Source organism: Nocardia suismassiliense (assembly GCF_900269665.1).
GTDB classification, from domain to species: domain Bacteria; phylum Actinomycetota; class Actinomycetes; order Mycobacteriales; family Mycobacteriaceae; genus Nocardia; species Nocardia suismassiliense.
Map to the genome: position 1 here is coordinate 1,265,823 of NZ_LT985361.1, position 20,089 is coordinate 1,285,911.

2 protein-coding genes are annotated in these 20,089 nt (G+C 69.5%); both read left to right on the forward strand.

The features are described 5' to 3' along the window. Positions 1 to 236 precede the first annotated feature (236 nt). Positions 237 to 7,583, forward strand: a complete 7,347-nt coding sequence (locus tag DBO33_RS05815) for an amino acid adenylation domain-containing protein (RefSeq protein WP_107654100.1) — start codon at positions 237 to 239, stop codon at positions 7,581 to 7,583. Between the two features lie 200 nt (positions 7,584 to 7,783). Then, positions 7,784 to 19,993 (forward strand): non-ribosomal peptide synthetase, encoded by a 12,210-nt coding sequence (locus DBO33_RS05820; protein WP_234390706.1) that lies wholly within the window; start codon positions 7,784 to 7,786, stop codon positions 19,991 to 19,993. Positions 19,994 to 20,089 lie beyond the last annotated feature (96 nt).

Consider the following 20,089-nt stretch of genomic DNA (forward strand, 5'->3'; position numbering starts at 1 on the left):
TGGCATCTGGCAAGACACCGCTTCCATGGGGGTAGCGGCGGATGTACGACGTGAGAACAGGAGCGGAACTAGGGGGCGGGCCGCTGTCAGCGGGCCGTATTAATCCAAGACAGCACTGCGTGGACACCGAACAGTCCCTTATATGATTGCTCGGACCGCGCTGGCCCCGGACGATACGCCCTTGATATAGGGGTTGGGCCGGGTCCTAGCTCGATGCGAGAGGTGAATGCACTCGAATGGAAACTGCCCGTCGTTCCGCTCGTGGTAGCCGTCGCCGCAGGTCGGGCAGCCCGCTGTTCGGGCAGTTGCTGACCGCCGCCGTCGAATCCGAGGCCAATGAGGTCGCCGTTCGTTTCAACCCGTCGGGCCAGCTCGACGACGAACGCCAGCTCACCTACGCCCAGCTCGACGCGGCTTCCTCGCGGCTGGCCAGGGAACTGATCGAGCGCGGTGTCGGACCGGGCGACGTGGTCGCCATCGGTATCGCCCGCAGCCTCCAGTCCGTGGTCGCCGTCTGGGCCATCGCGAAGACCGGCGCGGCGTACGTGCCGGTCGACCCGGCGTACCCGGCCGATCGCATCAACCACATCCTGTCCGACTCGGGCGCCGTGGTCGGGCTCACCACCTCGGCGCACCGCCCGGTGCTCGGCACCGGCGTGTACTGGATCGAGCTGGACGATCCGGTGCAGGCCGCGCGCATCGCCGCCCGGCCCGAGCACCCGATCTCTTACACCGACCGGGCGCGTCCGCTGGACGAGCGGCACCCGGCCTACGTCATCTACACCTCCGGCTCGACCGGGCGGCCCAAGGGCGTCGTGGTCACCCACACCGGCCTGGCCGGCCTGGTGGCCGCCGAGCGCGACCACTACGGGGTGACCGCGGATTCGCGCGTGCTGCACGTGTGCTCGCCGAACTTCGATGTGTCGGTGCTGGAGTTGCTGCTCGCTTTCTCCACCGGCGCGACGCTGGTGATCGCGCCGCCGTCGGTGTTCGGCGGCTACGAACTCGCCGATCTGCTGCGCCGCGAACGGGTCACGCACATGCTGATCACGCCCGGCGCCCTGGAGTCGGTCGACCCGACCGGCCTGGACGACCTGCGCGTCGTGGTGGTGGCCGGCGACAAGTTCGGCCCGGAACTGGTGGGCCGCTGGGCCGCCGACCGCGAGTTCTACAACGGCTACGGGCCGACCGAGGCCACCATTCTCGCGACGAGTTCGTCGCGGATGCTGCCCGACGACGTCATCACGATCGGCTCGGCGATTCCGGGAGTCGGTGCGTTCGTCCTGGATTCGCGGCTGCGGCCGGTGCCCGCCGGTGTGGTCGGCGAGCTGTACCTGTCCGGTCCTGCGCTCGCCCAGGGGTACCTCGGCAAGCCGGGGCTCACCGCGGAGCGTTTCGTGGCCAGCCCGTTCGGGGCCGACACCGATACCCCCGGTGCGCGGCTGTACCGCACCGGAGACCTGGTGCGCCGCACCGAATCCGAAGACGGGGGCGTGATCGAGTATCTCGGCCGCTCCGACTTCCAGGTCAAGATCCGTGGTTTCCGTATCGAACTCGGCGAGATCGACAACGCGCTGACCGCGCATCCGGACATCGACTACGCGGCCACGCTCGGCAAGACGCTGCCGTCCGGCGCGACCGCGCTGGTGTCCTACGTGCTGCCGCGACCCGGAACCACCGTGGACACCGGCGAACTCGCCGAGTTCCTCGGGGAGTCCTTGGCCGCGTACATGATTCCCGCCGCCATCATGGTGCTCGACGAGATCCCGCTGACCCCGGTCGGCAAGCTGGACCGCGCGGCACTGCCCGCTCCGGTGTTCGCCGCCAAGGCTTTCCGCGCGCCGTCCACGCCGGTCGAGGAGATCGTCGCCGACGTGTTCGCGGCGCTGCTGATGTCCGGGGACGAGGGCCGCGTCGGCGTGGACGACGACTTCTTCGAGCTCGGCGGCAACTCGCTGCTGGCGGCGCAGGCCGCCGCCCGGATCGGCTCGGCGTTGCAGGTGCGGGTGCCGGTGCAGCTGCTGTTCGAGGCGACCACCGTGGCCGCGCTCGCCGAACGGGTCGAGCAGCACGCGGGTTCGGCTGCGGGACAGGCTCTGCACGCCCGGCCGCGTCCGGCCAGGGTGCCGCTGTCCTACGCGCAGCAGCGGATGTGGTTCCTGAATCGGTTTGATCCGGCCAGTGCCGTCAACAACATTCCGGCCGCGGTGCGGTTGTCCGGACACCTGAACCTCGACGCGCTGCGTGCCGCCGTGCGCGATCTCGCGGAGCGGCACGAGGTGCTTCGCACGGTGTACCCCGAGGTCGACGGCGAGGGCTACCAGCGGGTACTGCCCACCGGCGATCCGCGCGCAGTACCGGAATTCGTGGTCGAGCAGGCCACCGAGGCCGAGCTGCCCGGACGGGTCGCCGCGGTGGTGACCGAGGGCTTCGACGTGACCGTCGCACCGCCCGTGCGGGTTCGAGTGCTCGAGCTGAACGACACCGAGCACGTGCTGGTCTGCGTGGTGCACCACATCGCGGGTGACGGGTTCTCGATGGGCCCGCTGACCCGTGACCTGATGGCCGCCTACCTGGACCGGATGCGCGGTGGCGCACCGGAATGGCCCGCGCTCGAGGTGCAGTACGCCGACTACGCGATCTGGCAGCGCGAGATTCTCGGCGCCGAGGACGATCCGGAATCGGTGCTCACCAAGCAGATCGAGTACTGGCGCACCCAATTGGCCGCGCTGCCCGAGCAATTGGAGCTGCCCGCGGACCGGCCGCGGCCCGCGGTGGCCTCCAACCACGGCGCCACCCTGGGCTTCGAGGTCGGCCCCGAGGTGCACGCCGCGCTGAGCCGCTTGGCGCACAACCACAATTCGACGCTGTTCATGGTCGTGCATGCCGCCCTCGCGGTGCTGCTGGCTCGCCTGTCCGGCACGCGCGACATCGCCGTCGGCACCCCGGTCGCCGGCCGTGGTGAGGCCGCGCTGGACGACCTGATCGGCATGTTCGTCAACACCCTGGTGCTGCGCACCGATATCGACTCCGGCGCGACATTCGACGACCTGCTGCGCGAGGTGCGCCGGATCGACGTCGAGGCGTTCGGCCACGCCGATGTGCCGTTCGAGCGGTTGGTCGAGCTGCTGGATCCGGCGCGCTCCGCGGCCAGGCACCCGCTGTTCCAGGTGATGCTGACCTTCCAGAACCTGGCGCGCACCGAGCTGGAGCTGCCCGGCCTTTCGGTGTCGGCGGTAGATCTCGCGATGCCGCTGGCGAAGTTCGACCTGCAACTCGCGCTGGTGGAACGGATCGACAGGCACGGTGCGGCCGAAGGCATCTCGGCGGCGTTCACCTACGCCACCGATCTGTTCGACGAGGCCACCGTGCAGGACTTCGCCGATCGCTTCGGCCGGATCCTGCGCGCGGTCGCGAACGACTCCGACGTGACCATCGGCGACATCGACGTGCTCGCCCCGGGCGAGCGCGAGCTGGTGCTGCACGAGTGGAACAGCCCGGGTGCCGCGGTGCCCGAGGTGACCCTGGTGGACCTGATCGGCGCCCAGGCCCGCAGTCGTCCGGACGCCGGAGCGATCCGTTTCGGTGACACCACGCTCACCTTCGGTGAGTTGCAGCGCCGCGCCAACAAGGTGGCGCGGGCGCTGATCGCGCAGGGCGTCGGCCCGGAATCGCTGGTCGCCGTTGCGGTCCCGCGTACCGAGGAACTGCCGGTCGCGCTGCCCGCGGTGCTCACCGCCGGTGCCGGGTACCTGCCGATCGATACGACCTACCCCGCGCAGCGGCTGGAATTCATGCTCACCGATGCGGCCCCGGCCTGCATCCTGACCACCGCGAGCGAACTGGAATCCGTTCCCGCGGGCGACATTCCGGTGATTCTGCTGGAGGACACGGCGGACTTCGCCGACGGCCGGATCCGCTCCGCCGAACGGACCGCGCCGCTGCGGCCGGACAACCTGGCCTACGTCATCTACACCTCCGGCTCCACCGGCGTGCCCAAGGGTGTCGGCGTCGCGCACCGCAATGTGGTGCAGCTGTTCGCGAACACCCAGACGATGTTCGAGTTCGACGAGACCGACGTGTGGACCCTGTTCCACTCGTTCGCCTTCGACTTCTCGGTGTGGGAGCTGTGGTGCGCGCTGGCCAACGGCGGCACCGTCGTGGTGGTCGACTACCTCACCTCCCGGTCCCCGGAACTGTTCCGCGAGTTGCTGATTCGCGAGCAGGTCACCGTGCTCAACCAGACGCCGTCGGCGTTCTATCAGCTGGCCGAGGCCGACCGGGCCGCGCAGACCGCCGACCAGGCCAAGTTCGCGCTGCGCTACGTGGTGTTCGGCGGTGAAGCGCTGGACCTGCGCCAGCTGCAGCGCTGGTACGACCGGCACGCGGTGGACGCGCCCTGGCTGGTCAACATGTACGGCATCACCGAGACCACGGTGCACGTCTCGTACCTGTCGCTGGACGAGCAGATGGTGGACAACGCGGCCAGCGTCATCGGCCGTGCGCTGCCCGGCCTGGACGCCTACGTGCTCGAGGATCGGCTGCACCCGTCGCCGGTCGGCGTGGCCGGCGAGATCTACGTCGCCGGTCAGCAGCTGTCCCGCGGTTACCTCGGCCGCCCCGGCCTGGCCGCGACCAGGTTCGTCGCGAATCCGTTCGGCGCGCCGGGATCCCGGATGTATCGCACCGGCGACATCGGCCGCTGGGTCGGCTTCGGCGGGCAGGCGACGCTCGAATACGCCGGTCGCGGCGATCAGCAGGTGCAGTTGCGCGGCTTCCGCATCGAGCTGGGCGAGATCGAGTCGGCGCTGGTGCGCTGCCCTGGCGTGAGCCAGGCGGTGGTGCTGGTGCGCACGGACGAGAACGCGGGTGACCGGCTCATCGGTTATGTGGTGCCCGACACCGGTTCTCAGCTCGATCCGCTCGAATTGCGCGGTCAGGTCGGCGAATTCCTCACCGGCTACATGGTTCCGGACGCGCTCGTGGTGCTGGACGTGCTGCCGCTGACGCCGAACGGCAAACTGGACCGAAAGGCCCTGCCCGCACCGGAGTTCCTCAGCACGGCCACCTTCCGCGCGCCCGGCTCGCCGGTCGAGCAGGCGGTCGCCGAGGTGTTCGCCGGACTGCTCGGTACCGCCGAGATCGGCCTGGACGACGACTTCTTCGGCCTCGGCGGCAACTCGCTGCTCGCCACCAGGGTGGTCGCCAGGATCAACGAGGCACTGGACGCGAACCTCGTGGTGCGGGAGCTGTTCGAGTCGCCCACCGTCGCGGCGCTGGCCGCCCGCGTCGTGCCCGGCGCGGGCAAGGCGGCCGGCGCTCGGCCGCCGCTGGCCCGGGTACCGCGCACCGATCGGGTGCCGCTCTCCCTTGCCCAGCAACGGATGTGGGTGCTCAACCAGTTCGATCCGGACTCGCCCGCCTACAACATCCCCTTGGCCATCCGGTTGTCCGGCGTGCTGGACGTGCCCGCGCTGCGCAATGCCGTCGCCGACGTGCTGGAGCGGCACGAGACCTTGCGCACCCGCTACCCCGCGGACCCGTCCGGGGTGGCCTACCAGGAGATCCTCTCGGTCGGCGAGGCGCTGCCCGGCGGCCTGGAGACGGTCACCACCGCGGATCCGCTCGGCCGTATCACCGAGTTGATGGCCACCGGTTTCGATGTGACGCACCAGGTTCCGGTGCGCGCGCTGCTGCTCGCGGTCGGCCAGGACGAGCACCTGCTCGCCTTGGTCGTGCACCACATCTCCGCCGACGGCGCCTCCATGGCCCCGCTGGCGCGCGACCTGGTGACCGCGTATCTCGCTCGCATCGGCGGTAATTCGCCGCGCTGGTCGCCGCTCGAGGTGCAGTACGCCGACTTCGCCAGCTGGCAGCGCACGGTCATCGGCACCGATGACGACGAGAACTCCATCGCGGCACGGCAGTTGGCTTACTGGCGCAGCCAGCTCGACGGACTGACCGGCGAGCTGAACCTGCCGCTGGACCGCCCGCGCCCGGCCATCCCGTCGATGCGCGGTGCGTCTACCGGCTTCGCTGTGTCGCCCGACGTGCACGCCGCACTGGTTCGGCTGGCGCGCGAACACAATTCGACGCTGTTCATGGTCGTGCACGCCGCGCTGGCGGTGCTGCTGGCCCGGCAGTCGAACAGCAGCGACATCGCGATCGGCACCCCGATCGCAGGCCGCGGCGAACGCGCGCTGGACGACTTGGTCGGCATGTTCGTCAACACGCTGACGCTTCGCACCGCCGTCGAGCCCGGCGTGACGTTCGCCGAACTGGTCGACCGGGCCCGCGAGACGGACCTGGCCGCCTTCGCCAACGCGGACATCCCGTTCGAGCGGGTCGCCGAGGTGGTGGCCGCCGGTCACGCCTCGGTCTACAACCCGCTGTTCGGCGTGGTGCTCTCGTTCCAGAACAACGAGCAGCCGTCGCTGGAGCTGCCCGGCCTGACCGTCACCGGCTTGGACGGCGGCGAGATCGCGGCCAAGTTCGACCTGCAGGTGAACGTCGACCCGCGGCACCGCCCCGACGGTGCGCCCGACGAGCTGATCACCGCGATCACCTACGCGACAGACCTTTTCGACGAGTCGACGGTGCAGGCGCTGTGCCGCAGGCTGGAGCGGGTGCTGACCGCGGTGGTGGCCGATCCGCAGGTGCGGGTCGGCGATATCGACCTGCTCGACGCGCAAGAGCGTGAGCGGGTGCAGTCCGCCGCGGAGTCCGCGCAGGAGTCCACCGCCAAGGGTGGCACCGCCACCACCGGCACCGCGCTGACGCAGGCGCTGACCGCCGTGGTCGAGGACGACCCCGACGGTCCCGCGCTGGTCTTCGGCGAGGACGCGGTGAGCTACCAGGAACTCGATGCCCGCTCGTCCCGCCTGGCGCGCGTGCTCGCCGCCCGTGGCTGCGGCCCGGGTGACGGTGTCGCCGTGCGGTTCGACCGCGGTGCCGATGCCGTGGTCGCGACCTGGGCCGTGCTCAAGGCCGGGGCCGCGGTGGTACCGGTGGCCTCGCTCGACGCGCCGATTCCGGCGGGGCCGGTCGTGAAGACCGGGCTCACCAGTGCCACGGCGCCGGTGGCCGGCGAGGTCGATTGGCTCGTGCTCGACGATCCGGCGGTGGCCGCCCAGATCGCGGCCGAATCGCCGCGGCCGGTCACCTACGCGCACCGCACGCGGGTGCTGCGCGGCACCGACCCGGCCTTCGTCGGGGCGCGCACGCTCGACTACGACCAAGTAGCCGGTGCGGCAGACCGGTTGCGTACGGACACCGAGCTGACCTTCGAATCGCGGACCTTCCAGTTCGGCGGTTCGGCGGAGCTGGCGTTGATCGAGGTGGTGGCCGCGGGCTCGTGCGGGGCCTCCATGGTGCTCGTCCCGGCCGACGCCGACCTGACCGAGGCGCTGGCCGACGAGTGGGTCAGCCACCTGCTGACCGACCGAGCGGGACTCGGTACCCTCGATCCGACGGCGTTGGAGGATCTGCGGGCGGTGGCGCTCGCCGACGGCGCCGATGTCGACAGCGCATGGACGCAGGTGGCGACGGTGGTCGCCCTGTCCGATCTGCTGCGTGCGGGGTAAAACCCGTCAAGTACCGGGTGCAAGCCCCTAAAAACATGACTAGGGTCACTCGGGACCGGTTTGCCGAATCAGGGCGGCCGTTGCAAGTGTGGCGTAAACATGTTCGACAGGCAGGATGAGCAGAGTTTCATGGTTCGTGTAGTGGGGGACGTGCGGTCGGCTCGGCGACGGGGAAGCAAGACCCTGGCACTGGTGAACGCATGACGCGTCCCGCTCGTGTCCGCCCGGCCCGGACCCGGCGGCCCCGGGTCATCACGCTGCCGCAGCTGATGGCGACGGCCGTCGAAGCGAACCCCGACGGCATCGCCCTGCGCTACGCCGACGCCGTCGCGACACTGGCGCAGGTGAGCTACGCCGAGCTCGACGAGCGGTCGACCCGGTTGGCGCGGCTGCTCATCGACCGCGGCATCGGCCCGGAAGACCTCGTCGCGATCGGCATCCCGCGTTCGATCGAGTCCGTGCTCGCGGTCTGGGCGGTGGCCAAGTCCGGCGCCGGCTTCGTGCCGGTGGACCCGAACTACCCGGCCGACCGGGTCGAACATATGGTGAAGGACTCCGGCGCGGTCTTCGGCCTGACCACCAGGCAGGCGGCGACCCAGCTGCCCGGGCAGGTCGAATGGCTTGCCATCGACGGCGATTCGACGCTGCACGCGCTCGAACAGCACTCGACCGAGCCGATCACCAACGCCGATCGGGTGCGTCAGCTGCGCGCCGAGCATCCGGCCTGGGTGATCTACACCTCCGGTTCGACGGGCGCGCCGAAGGGCGTCGTGGCCACCCAGGCCGGGATCGCCGGTTTCTGCGAGGAGCAGCGCACCCACTACGGCGTCACCGGTACCGCACGAACCCTGCACTTCTCGTCGCCGTCGTTCGACGCGTCGATGCTGGAGATGCTGCTCGCGCTCGGCGGCGCGGCGACCATGGTCGTGGTCGCGCCGACGGTGTTCGGCGGCGACGATCTGGCCGAGCTGCTGCGCCGTGAGCGGGTGACCCACGCGTTCATCACGCCCGCCGCGCTGGCCTCCATCGATCCCGCCGGCCTGGACGACCTCGGGGTCGTCGCGGTCGGCGGCGAGGCGTGGCCGCCGGATCTGGTGCGGCGCTGGCTGCTTCCGGTGTCCGGCGGAATGCGCGCGCTGTTCAACATCTACGGACCGACCGAGACCACCATCGTGGTGAACATCGGTGCGCCGCTGGAGCTGGACGCGCCGCTGACCATCGGCGGGCCGATCCGTGGCGTCACCGAATACGTGCTGGACGAGCGGCTTTCGCCGGTACCGGACGGCGTGGTCGGCGAGCTGTACATTTCGGGCGCCCAGGTGGCGCGCGGTTACCACGAGCGCCCCGCGCTCACCGCGACGCGTTTCATCGCGAACCCGTTCGACCCCACCGGTTCTCGGCTGTACCGCTCCGGCGACTTGGTCCGCTGGACTGCGGACGGCAGGCTGGAGTACGCGGGCCGCAACGACTTCCAGGTGCAGGTGCGTGGTTTCCGCATCGAGCTCGGGGAGATCGATGCGGTGCTTGCCGGACACGACAGCGTGGACTTCGCGGTCACCATCGGCCACCAGCTCGACAGTGGCGCCACGATTCTGGCCTCCTACGTGCTCGCGGCCCCCGGTGCGGCGGTCGCTACCGACGAGCTGATTGCGCTCGCCGAACGCAAGCTGCCCGCGCACATGGTGCCTACCAGCATCACGGTGCTCGACGAGATCCCGCTGACCCCGGTCGGCAAGCTGGACCGGCGCGCGCTGCCGGCACCGCAGTTGCAGACCAAGGAATTCCGTGCGCCCAGTGGCGAACTGGAGCTGCTGGTGGCGGATATCTTCGCGGAGCTGCTCGACGCCGATACCGCGATCGGCGCCGACGACGACTTCTTCGCCCTCGGCGGCAACTCGCTGATCGCCACCAAGGTGGTGGCCAGGCTCGGCGCGCAGATCGGCGCCAGGGTGCCGGCCCGGACGGTTTTCGAGGCACCGACGGTCGCCGGTCTGGCGGCCCGGCTCGAGCCGATCGCGGGCTCGGGCGGGCGGCAGGCCCTGACGCGCATGCCGCGCCCCGAGCACATTCCGTTGTCGCTGGCACAGCAGCGGATGTGGTTCCTGAACCAGTTCGATACCGCCTCGGCGGCGAACAATATTCCGTTCGCGATCCGGCTGACCGGCGCGCTGGACGTGCCCGCCCTGCAGGCGGCGGTCGCCGACCTGGTCGAGCGGCACGAGACCCTGCGCACCGTCTACCCGGCGGTGGACGGCACCGGTTACCAGGTGGTGTTGCCTGCGGCGCAGGCGATTCCGGAGCTGGTGGTGACCGAGCTCGCGGCGTCGGCGCTGCCGAACACGCTGGCCGAGTTCATGCTGGCCGGTTTCGACGTGGCGGCCGAGGTGCCGCTGCGCATGGCACTGTTCCAGGTGGGCAGCGACGATTACGTGCTCGCCGTGGTCGTGCACCACATCGCCGCCGACGGCACCTCGATGGCGCCGATGGTGCAAGACCTGACCGTCGCTTACTTCGCGCGCGCTGCGGGCACCGCGCCCGACTGGGCGCCGCTGCCGGTGCAGTACGCCGACTACGCGCTGTGGCAGCGCGCGATGCTCGGCGACGAGAACGATCCACGGTCGGTGGCCGCCGCCCAGATCGAGTACTGGCGAACCGCGCTGGCGGGGCTGCCCGGCCGGCTCGAGCTGCCGACGGATCGACCGCGCCCCGCGCTGGCTTCCGGTCGCGGCGGGGGCTACACGTTCGAGGGGGACGCCCAGATCCGGGCGAAGCTCGAGGCGATCGCACTGGACACGGGCGCCTCACTGTTCATGGTGGGGCACGCGGCCTTCGCGGCGCTGCTGGCCAGACTGTCGGGATCCGCCGACATCGCCATCGGCACCCCGGTGGCGGGACGCGGCGAGGCCGAGCTGGACGGCCTGATCGGCATGTTCGTCAACATGCTCGTGCTGCGCACCGACACCGCGCCGGGCAAGTCGTTCCGTGAGCTGGTCGAGTCCGCCAAAAAGGTTGACCTCGCGGCGTTCTCACACGTCGAGCTGCCGTTCGAGCGGCTCGTCGAGGTGCTCGATCCCGCCCGTTCGCAGGCGCACCATCCGCTGTTCCAGGTGGCGCTGTTCTTCCAGAACATGGACAAGCCCGCGTTGGAACTACCGGGGCTGTCCGCGGCGGCCCTCGACCTGGACGGTGCGGCAGCCAAATTCGACCTGCAGCTGACCGTCACCCCGCATGAGGGCGACGACGCGGGTCTGTCGGCCATGTTCACCTATGCCACCGACCTGTTCGACGAGGCGACGATCGCGCGCTTCGCTGCCAGGCTGCGCAGGCTGCTCCGTTCGGTCACCGCCGATCCCGACCGCGCGTTCGGCGATGCCGACCTGCTGTCGCTGGTCGAGCGGGATCGAATTCTGTTCGAGTGGAACGACACCCGGCAGCGGGTGGCACCGGATCTGCTGCTCGACGGTTATCGGCAGATGGTGGCCACGACGCCGGATGCTGTCGCGCTGGCTTACGAGGGCACTGAGCTCACTTATCGTGAGTTCGATCAGCGGGTGAACCAGCTTGCCCGGCTGTTGATTTCGCAGGGTGTCGGTGCGGAGTCGCTGGTAGGGCTGGCGATTCGGCGTTCGCTGGATCTTGTTGTCGGCATGTACGCGATCGTGACCGCTGGTGGCGCTTATGTGCCGTTGGATCCGGATCATCCGGCCGAGCGGATCGCGCACATCCTCGATACCGCGCAACCCGCCTGTGTCGTGACAACTTCCACCGACGCGGCCGCCGTGCCCGCCGGCGTTGCGACCGTGACCATCGACACCGCCGAACTGGCACGGTTCGACAGTGCCCCGGTCCGCAAGGACGAGCTGCTGCGGAGGGTGCTGCCGCAGCATCCCGCGTACGTCATCTTCACCTCGGGTTCGACCGGTCGCCCCAAGGGTGTCGCGGTCTCGCATGCGGCGATCAACAATCAGATCGAGTGGATGCTGGCGGAGTACCCGCTCAACCAGGACGATGTCTATCTGCAGAAGACCGCGACGACGTTCGATGTGTCGCTGTGGGGCTTCTTCATGCCGCTGCGGGTCGGCGCGAAACTGGTCGTCGCGACCCCGGACGGTCATCGCGACCCGGCCTACGTCGCGGAAACCATTGCCGCGCAGTCGGTGACGGTCACCGACTTCGTGCCGTCGATGCTGACGATCTTCGCGGCGCACACCGCGAAGGGCGCCGTGCCGACGCTGGAGCAGATCTTCGTGATCGGCGAGGCGCTGCCGCCGGAGACGGTCACCGCGGTGCACGCGGTGATCGACGCGGACGTGCACAACCTCTACGGGCCCACCGAGGCCGCGGGGTCGGTGACCTACTGGCCGGCCGACGGGTCGGATACCCGGTCGGTGCCGATCGGCTTGCCGCAGTGGAACACCCAGGTCTACGTGCTGGACTCGCGGTTGCGCCCCGTGCCCGACGGTGTGGCGGGCGAGCTGTACCTGGCCGGTGATCAACTTGCCCGCGGCTACGTCCGCAGGCCGGACCTGACGGCGGATCGTTTCGTGGCGAGCCCGTTCGGCACGGGTCAGCGGATGTACCGCACCGGCGATCTGGTGGTGTGGCGCAAGGCCTCCGGTGCCGACGCCGACGACGAGATGGTGCTGGACTACCTCGGGCGCACCGACTTCCAGGTGAAGTTCCGCGGCCAGCGCATCGAGCTCGGCGAGATCGAAACCGCGTTGCTCGCCCACGATTCGGTGAGCCAAGCCGTCGCACTGGTCAGCCAGTCATCGCTCGGTGACCAGCTGGTCGCCTACGCGGTCGCCGCGCCCGGCGCGCACATCGACCCGCAGGAGCTACGGGCCGCCGTCGCGGAGACGCTGCCCGCCTACATGGTTCCGGCCGCCGTCGTCGCGCTCGACGCGTTCCCGCTGAACCCCAGCGGCAAGCTCGATCGCAAGGCGCTGCCGGAGCCGATGTTCACCGCCCGTGAATTCCGGGCCCCCGCAACGGCGGTCGAGGAGATCATCGCGGGCGTCTTCGGCGAGGTGCTCGGTTTGGCCAGGGTCGGCGCTGACGACGACTTCTTCGCCCTCGGCGGCAACTCGCTGATCGCCACCCAGGTGGTGGCGCGGCTCGGTGCCGCGGTCGGCGGCCGGGTGCCGGTGCGGACGCTGTTCGAGGCGCCCACCGTGGCCGGTCTCGCGGCGGTGATCGACTCGCAGGTACACGGGCGCCCCGGCGTCGAGCTCGGCAGCATCGCGCGACCGGATCAGTTGCCGCTGTCGCTGGCGCAGCGCCGGATGTGGTTCCTCAACCGCTTCGACCAGGACGACGAGACGGCCGGCTCGGCCGCCTATAACCTGCCGTTCGCGCTGCGGTTGACCGGTGCGCTGGATGTGGCCGCGCTCGGCGCGGCGCTGCACGATGTGGTGGCGCGGCACGAGGTGCTGCGCACCGTGTACCCGGAAACGGCCGACGGCCCGATCCAGGTGGGGTTGCCGCCCAACGGTGTTGACCTCGATGTCACGCCGCGGGTACTGAGCGAGGCCGACGTGGCGGGCGCGGTGTACGCGCTGGCGTCGAGTTCGTTCGACGTGACCGCCGAGGTGCCGGTCCGGGTGGCGCTGCTGCAGGTCGACGGTATGGCGGACACGTATGTGCTGGCCGTCGTGGTGCATCACATCGCCGCCGACGGTTCCTCGATGGGCCCGCTGGCGCGCGACGTGATGGTCGCCTACGCCGCGCGGACCGCGGGCGAGGCGCCGAGCTGGGCGCCGCTGCGGGTGCAGTACGCCGACTACGCCCTGTGGCAGCGGGCGGTGCTCGGCGACGAGTCCGACGCCGAATCGATTGCCGCGCAGCAGATCGGCTTCTGGCGAGCGCACCTGGCCGACCTGCCGGATCTGCTCGAGTTGCCGACGGATCGGCCGCGCCCTGCGATCGCGTCGATGGCCGGTGCGCGAGTGGACGTGCAGATCGATGCGGCCACCCATGCCGGTCTCGTGGAACTTGCTCGCGCGCACGGTGCGACGCTGTTCATGGTCGTGCACACCGCGCTGGCCGTCCTGCTGGCCCGGCTCTCGGGCGCCACGGATGTCGCCATCGGCACGCCGCTGGCCGGTCGTGGTGAGCGCGAGCTCGACGACCTGATCGGCATGTTCGTGAACACCGTGGTGTTCCGGACACAGTTCGAGTCGGGTGAGTCGTTCGCCGAATTGCTGACCAGGCAGCGGGAATCCGATCTGCAGGCGTTCGCGCATGCGGACATTCCGTTCGAGCGGCTGGTCGAGGTGCTCAACCCGCCGCGGTCGACGGCGCACCATCCGCTGTTCCAGGTGGGGTTGTCGTTCCAGAACATCGCGCGCACCGCGCTCGAACTGCCCGGCCTCACGGTCGCGGGGCTGGACGCGGATCTGGCTGTGTCGCAGTTCGATCTGCACCTGATCGTGGGCGACGGCTACGACGAGTCGGGTGTGCCCACCGGCATGGGTGGGTTCTTCACCTATGCGACAGATCTTTTCGACGCCGCGACGGTGCAAGGTTTCGCCGAGCGGTTGACGCGGATTCTCGCCGCCGTGGTGGCGGATGCGCGGGTGCCCGTCGGCGATATCGAGATCCTCGACGAGGCCGAACGCGATGCGGTGCTGGCGCATTGGAACGTGACCGAACAGCAGGTCGACGAGTCGGCGACGCTGGTCTCGCTGTTGGACGCCGCGGTGGCGGCCGATCCTCGATCCGTGGCGCTGGTAGCGGATCTGCCGGAAGGTCGCGCGAAGGTGACCTACGGCGAGCTGGATGCTCGGGTGAATCGCCTTGCCCGGTATCTCGTTTCGATCGGTGTCGGTCCGGAGTCGCGGGTGGCGCTGGCGTTCCCGCGTTCGATCGATCTGATCGTGGCGATGTATGCGGTGGCCAAGTCCGGTGGTGCGTATGTGCCGGTGGATCCGGCGCAGGCGGCCGAGCGTACGAGCTACATCCTCGAGTCGGCGGCACCGGTGTGTGTGCTGACGAACGCTGCGGCCGAGTTCGATACCCCGGTAGCGCCTTTGGTGCGGATCGACGAGCTCGACCTCGAGGGACTCGATGCTTCCCCGGTAACCGATGCCGATCGGGTTGCGCCGTTGCGTCCGGCGAATACCGCGTATGTGATCTTTACGTCGGGTTCGACGGGTCGTCCTAAGGGTGTGGCTGTTTCGCATGCGGCGATTGCGAATCAGTTGCAGTGGAAGGTTACTGAGTTCGGGTTGGATGCGGCGGATGCGATTCTGCTGAAGACGGCTGCGACGTTCGATCTTTCGGTGTGGGAGTTCTGGTCGGCGGCGGTGTGTGGTGGTCGTTTGGTGATTGCCGCGCCTGATGGTCATCAGGATCCGGCGTACTTGAACGAGTTGATGGCCCGTGAGTGGGTCACCACTCTGCACGTAGTTCCCTCCATGCTCGACGCATTGGCGACGGCGGACTTCCCGACCTCCCTGTGGCGGGTATTGGCGATCGGCGAGGCGCTGCCCGGTGATTTGGCGCAACGCTTCCTGCGCGACTATCCCCGCGTCGAACTGTTCAACCTCTACGGCCCGACCGAGGCCGCGGTGTCCATCACCAGCCATCGGGTCACCCGCAACGATCAGACGTCGGTGCCGGTCGGTGCCCCCGAGTGGAACAGCCAAGTCTTCGTACTGGATTCGCGGCTGCGGCCGGTCCCGGTCGGCGTTTCCGGCGAGCTCTATCTGGCCGGTGTGCAGCTCGCGCGGGGTTACTTCGGTCGTGCGGATCTGACATCGGATCGGTTCGTGGCCAACCCGTTCCAGACCGGCGAGCGGATGTACCGGACCGGTGACCTGGTGGCGTGGAATGCCTCCGGTGAGCTGGAGTACCGGGGCCGCACCGACTTCCAGGTGAAGATCCGCGGTTTCCGCATCGAGCTCGCCGAGATCGAGGCTGCGCTGCTCGCGCTGCCGCAGATCGCGCAGGCCGCGGTCATCGCCAAGTCGGACCCGCGCACCGGTGACCGCCTCGTCGCCTACCTGGTCCCCGCGACCACCGGTGTCGATGTCGCCGAGGTGAAATCGGCACTGACCGCTGGTTTGCCGTCGTACATGGTGCCGTCGGCATTCATGGAGCTGGATGCGTTGCCGCTCAATGTGAACGGCAAGCTGGATCGGAAAGCACTACCGGAGCCCGAGTTCGAGGCTCAGGTCTTCCGTGCCCCGTCCACGCCGATCGAAGAGATCGTGGCCTCGGTGTATGCCGAGGTGCTCGGTGTCGAGCGGGTCGGTGCCGATGACGACTTCTTCGGCCTCGGCGGTAACTCGTTGCTGGCGACCCAGGTCGCGGCCCGCATCGGCGCCGCGCTGGACTCCCGTGTCCCCGTTCGTACTCTGTTCGAAGCCTCGACAGTCGCAGGTCTGGCTGCCAAGGTCGAACAGTACGCGGGCACCGGCGGCCGCAAAGCCCTTGTCGCAGGGCCCCGTCCGGAGCAGATCCCGCTGTCGCTGGCGCAGCAGCGTATGTGGTTCCTGAACCAGTTCGACACCGCCTCGGCCGTCTACAACATCCCCGCCGCCATCCGGCTGTCCGGCGACCTCGATGTCGCGGCACTGCAAGCGGCGGTGCGCGATCTCGTGGCCCGCCACGAGATCCTGCGCACCACCTACCCGCAGACCCAGCACGGCCCGGTGCAGTCCATCGCCGCGCAGGTGCCGGTCGATCTCGCGCCCGCACGCATCGACGCGGCCGACGTGCCGGACGCGGTATATCGCGTCGTCGCAGCGGGTTTCGACGTCACCACCGAGGTGCCGTTCCGCGCGAAGCTGTTCCAGGTCGCCGACACCACCGACCACGTCCTGGTCTTCGTGGCGCATCACATCAGCGCGGACGGCTGGTCGATGGGCCCGCTGACCCGCGACCTGGTGCTGGCCTATGCCGCGCGCACCGGCGGCGCGGCACCGGCCTGGGCGCCGCTGCCGGTCCAGTACGCGGACTACAGCATCTGGCAGCGCGACGTGCTCGGCGCCGAGGACGACCCGCAGAGCCTGATCGCTCAGCAGGCCGAGTACTGGCGCACCGCGCTGGCCGCGCTGCCCGACGAACTGGCCCTGCCCGCGGACCGCCCGCGCCCGGCCACCGCCTCCTACCGGGGCGCGACGCTGGACTTCGAGCTCGACGCGGAACTGCACGCCGCCCTCGATCGTGTTGCTCAGCAGCACAATTCGACCCTGTTCATGGTGGTGCACGCGGCGCTGGCCGTCCTGCTGTCGCGGTTGTCCGGCAGCACCGATATCGCCATCGGCACCCCGGTGGCCGGTCGTGGCGAGGCCGAACTCGACGACATGATCGGCATGTTCGTCAACACCCTGGTGTTGCGCAACGAGATCGAGCCGGGCGCCACCTTCGACGCGCTGCTCGCCGACGTCAGGCAGACCGACGTGGCCGCCTTCGGCCATGCCGACCTGCCGTTCGAACGCCTGGTGGAGCTGCTGGATCCGGTTCGCTCCGCGGCGCGGCATCCGCTGTTCCAGGTGATGCTGGTCTTCCAGAACCTGGCGCAGACCTCGCTCGAGCTGCCCGGACTCACCGTGTCCGGCATCGACCCGCAGGTGCAGGCCGCCAAGTTCGACCTGCAACTGACCGTCGCGGAACAGCCCGACACACAGGGTATTTCGGCGGTTCTGACCTACGCGACCGATCTGTTCGACGCCGCGACCGTGCAGAACTTCGCCGACCGCTTCCGCCGCATCCTCGCGGCGGTGGCGGCAAACGATTCGGTAGTGGTCGGCGATATCGACCTGCTCGCCGCCGGTGAACGCGAACTCGTCCTGCACGAATGGAACTCGCTGGGCGCCTGGGTGCCCGGTGCCACGCTGCCCGGCCTCATCGCCGATCAAGTGTGGCGTCGGCCGGACGCCATCGCCATCCGGTTCGGTGACCGCACACTTACCTTCCGTGAGTTGCAACGCCGCGCCAACCAAGTGGCACGCGCGCTGATCGCCCAGGGCGCGGGCCCGGAATCACTGGTGGCCGTTGCCGTGCCGCGCACCGAGGATCTCCCGGTCGCGCTGCTCGGTGTGCTTGCCACTGGTGCCGCCTACCTGCCGATCGACTCCACCTACCCGGCACAGCGACTCGAATTCATGCTCGCCGACGCCGCTCCGGTCTGTGTGCTGACCACGCTGGACGAACGCGCCGCCGTACCCACCGGTGACCTGCCCGTCGTCTTGTTCGAGGAGACAGCGGCTTTCGCCGACGCGCCCATCCACGACGCGGACCGGCTCGCGCCACTGCACCCCGACAATCTGGCCTACGTCATCTACACCTCGGGCTCGACCGGTGTGCCGAAGGGCGTCGGTGTCGCACACCGCAATGTCGTCGAGCTGTTCGCGAACACCCAGACCCTCTTCCGGTTCGACGAGAACGACGTCTGGACGCTGTTCCACTCGTTCGCCTTCGACTTCTCGGTGTGGGAGCTGTGGTGTGGCCTCGCGCACGGCGGCGCCGTCGTCGTGGTCGACTACCTGACCTCGCGGTCGCCGGAGCAGTTCCGCGAGTTGCTGGTCCGCGAACGGGTGACGGTGCTGAACCAAACCCCGTCCGCCTTCTACCAATTGGTGGAGGCCGACCGGGCGGCCGAGCCGGACGCGCTGGCGCTGCGCTATGTGGTGTTCGGCGGCGAGGCCCTGGATCTGCGCAAGCTGGAGCGCTGGTACGAACGGCACGGCGCGGCAACCCGTCTGGTCAATATGTACGGCATCACCGAGACCACGGTGCACGTGTCGTTCCTGCCGCTGGACGAGCGGGACCGGCACAATCCGGCCAGCGTCATCGGCCGGGCGATCCCCGGTCTGGACGCCTACGTGCTCGACCCGCGCCTGCACCCGACCCCGCTGGACGTGCCCGGCGAGATCCACGTCGTCGGCGCGCAACTGTCCCGCGGCTACCTGGGCAGGCCCGGCCTCACCGCGACCCGCTTCGTGGCAAACCCGTTCGGCGCGCCCGGCTCTCGCATGTACCGCACCGGTGACGTCGGCCGCTGGCGGGACTGCGGCGACAAAGCGCAGCTCGAATACGCCGGTCGCAGTGACCAGCAGGTGCAGTTGCGCGGTTTCCGGATCGAACTCGGCGAGGTCGAGGCGGCCTTGCTGCGGTGCGACGGCGTGAATCAGGCTGTTGCCCTGGTCCGTTCGGACGGCAACGGCGACCGGCTCATCGGCTACGTGGTCGCCGACAGCGACATCGACCCGGTGACCGTGCGTGCCCAGGCCGCGCGGTTCCTGACCGGCTACATGGTGCCGGATGCGATCGTGCCGCTCGACGCGCTCCCGCTGACGCCGAACGGCAAGCTCGACCGCAAGGCCCTGCCTGCTCCGGAGTTCGTCAGCGGCACCGTCTTCCGGGCACCGAGCTCGCCGCTGGAGCAGACGGTCGCCCAGGTCTTTGCCGAGCTGCTCGGCGCGGAGACGGTCGGGCTCGATGACGACTTCTTCGCACTCGGCGGCAACTCACTGCTGGCCGCGCAGGCGGTCGGCCGGCTGCGCGAGGCCACCGGCGCCACCGTCAGCGTGCAGTGGTTCTTCACCGACGCCACGGTGGCCGGCCTCGTCGCGCGGATCGACACCGCGGGGGAGTCCGACGCCGACGCCGCGATGCGGGTCCTGCTGCCGATCCGCACCGGCGGCACCGCGGCACCGCTGTTCTGCCTGCACCCGATGTACGGCCTGGCCTGGAGCTACGCGGGGCTCACCCAGTTCCTGCCCGCCGACCAGCCGATCTACGGCGTGCAGTCCCCGGCGCTGGCCGAGGACGGCGACCTGCCCGCCTCGATCGTTGAGCTGGCGCACCGCTACGTCAGCGAGATCAGGACCGTGCAACCGCACGGCCCGTACAAACTGCTCGGGTGGTCGCTCGGCGGCGTGCTCGCCCATGCGATCGCGACCGAGCTGCAGGCCGACGGCGAGCAGGTCGCGCTGCTGGCCATGATGGACAGCCACCCGAACCCCGACGTCGCGGGCTTCCGCGCGGCGGTGCGCGGCGCGCTGGCCGAACTCGGGCTCGGCAGCGACCTGATCGCCGACGAGGACGACATCTACGACCTGAGCGACCAGGCCCTGGCCGCGCTGCACGCGATGATCCCGCCGGAACTGGTCGCACTGACCCCCGAACGGTTGCGTCGCATCTATCGCAGCGCGGTCCGCTCGGCCGAACTGATCGCCGAGCACCGTCCAGGGGTGTTCCACGGCACGCTGCAGTACTTCAGCGCCGCCGTGGCCGATCCCGCGGATGTGCTTCGCGCCACTGCGACCGACTGGGCTCCGCACGTCACGGGTGCGGTGCACGACCGGCCGATCGGGGTGACGCACGCGCAGATGACCGCACCGGAGGCGCTGGCCGACATCGGTGCTCAGCTGGCCGTTCTGCTCGATACCTCGAGCTGAGCGGCCCCTGCCGAGGTGAGATCACCAATCGCGCCTCGGCAGGGAATAATCGTTCCCGGCGCTCGTTTCGCGCGGTCGGGGAGCGGTCTGTGGCAC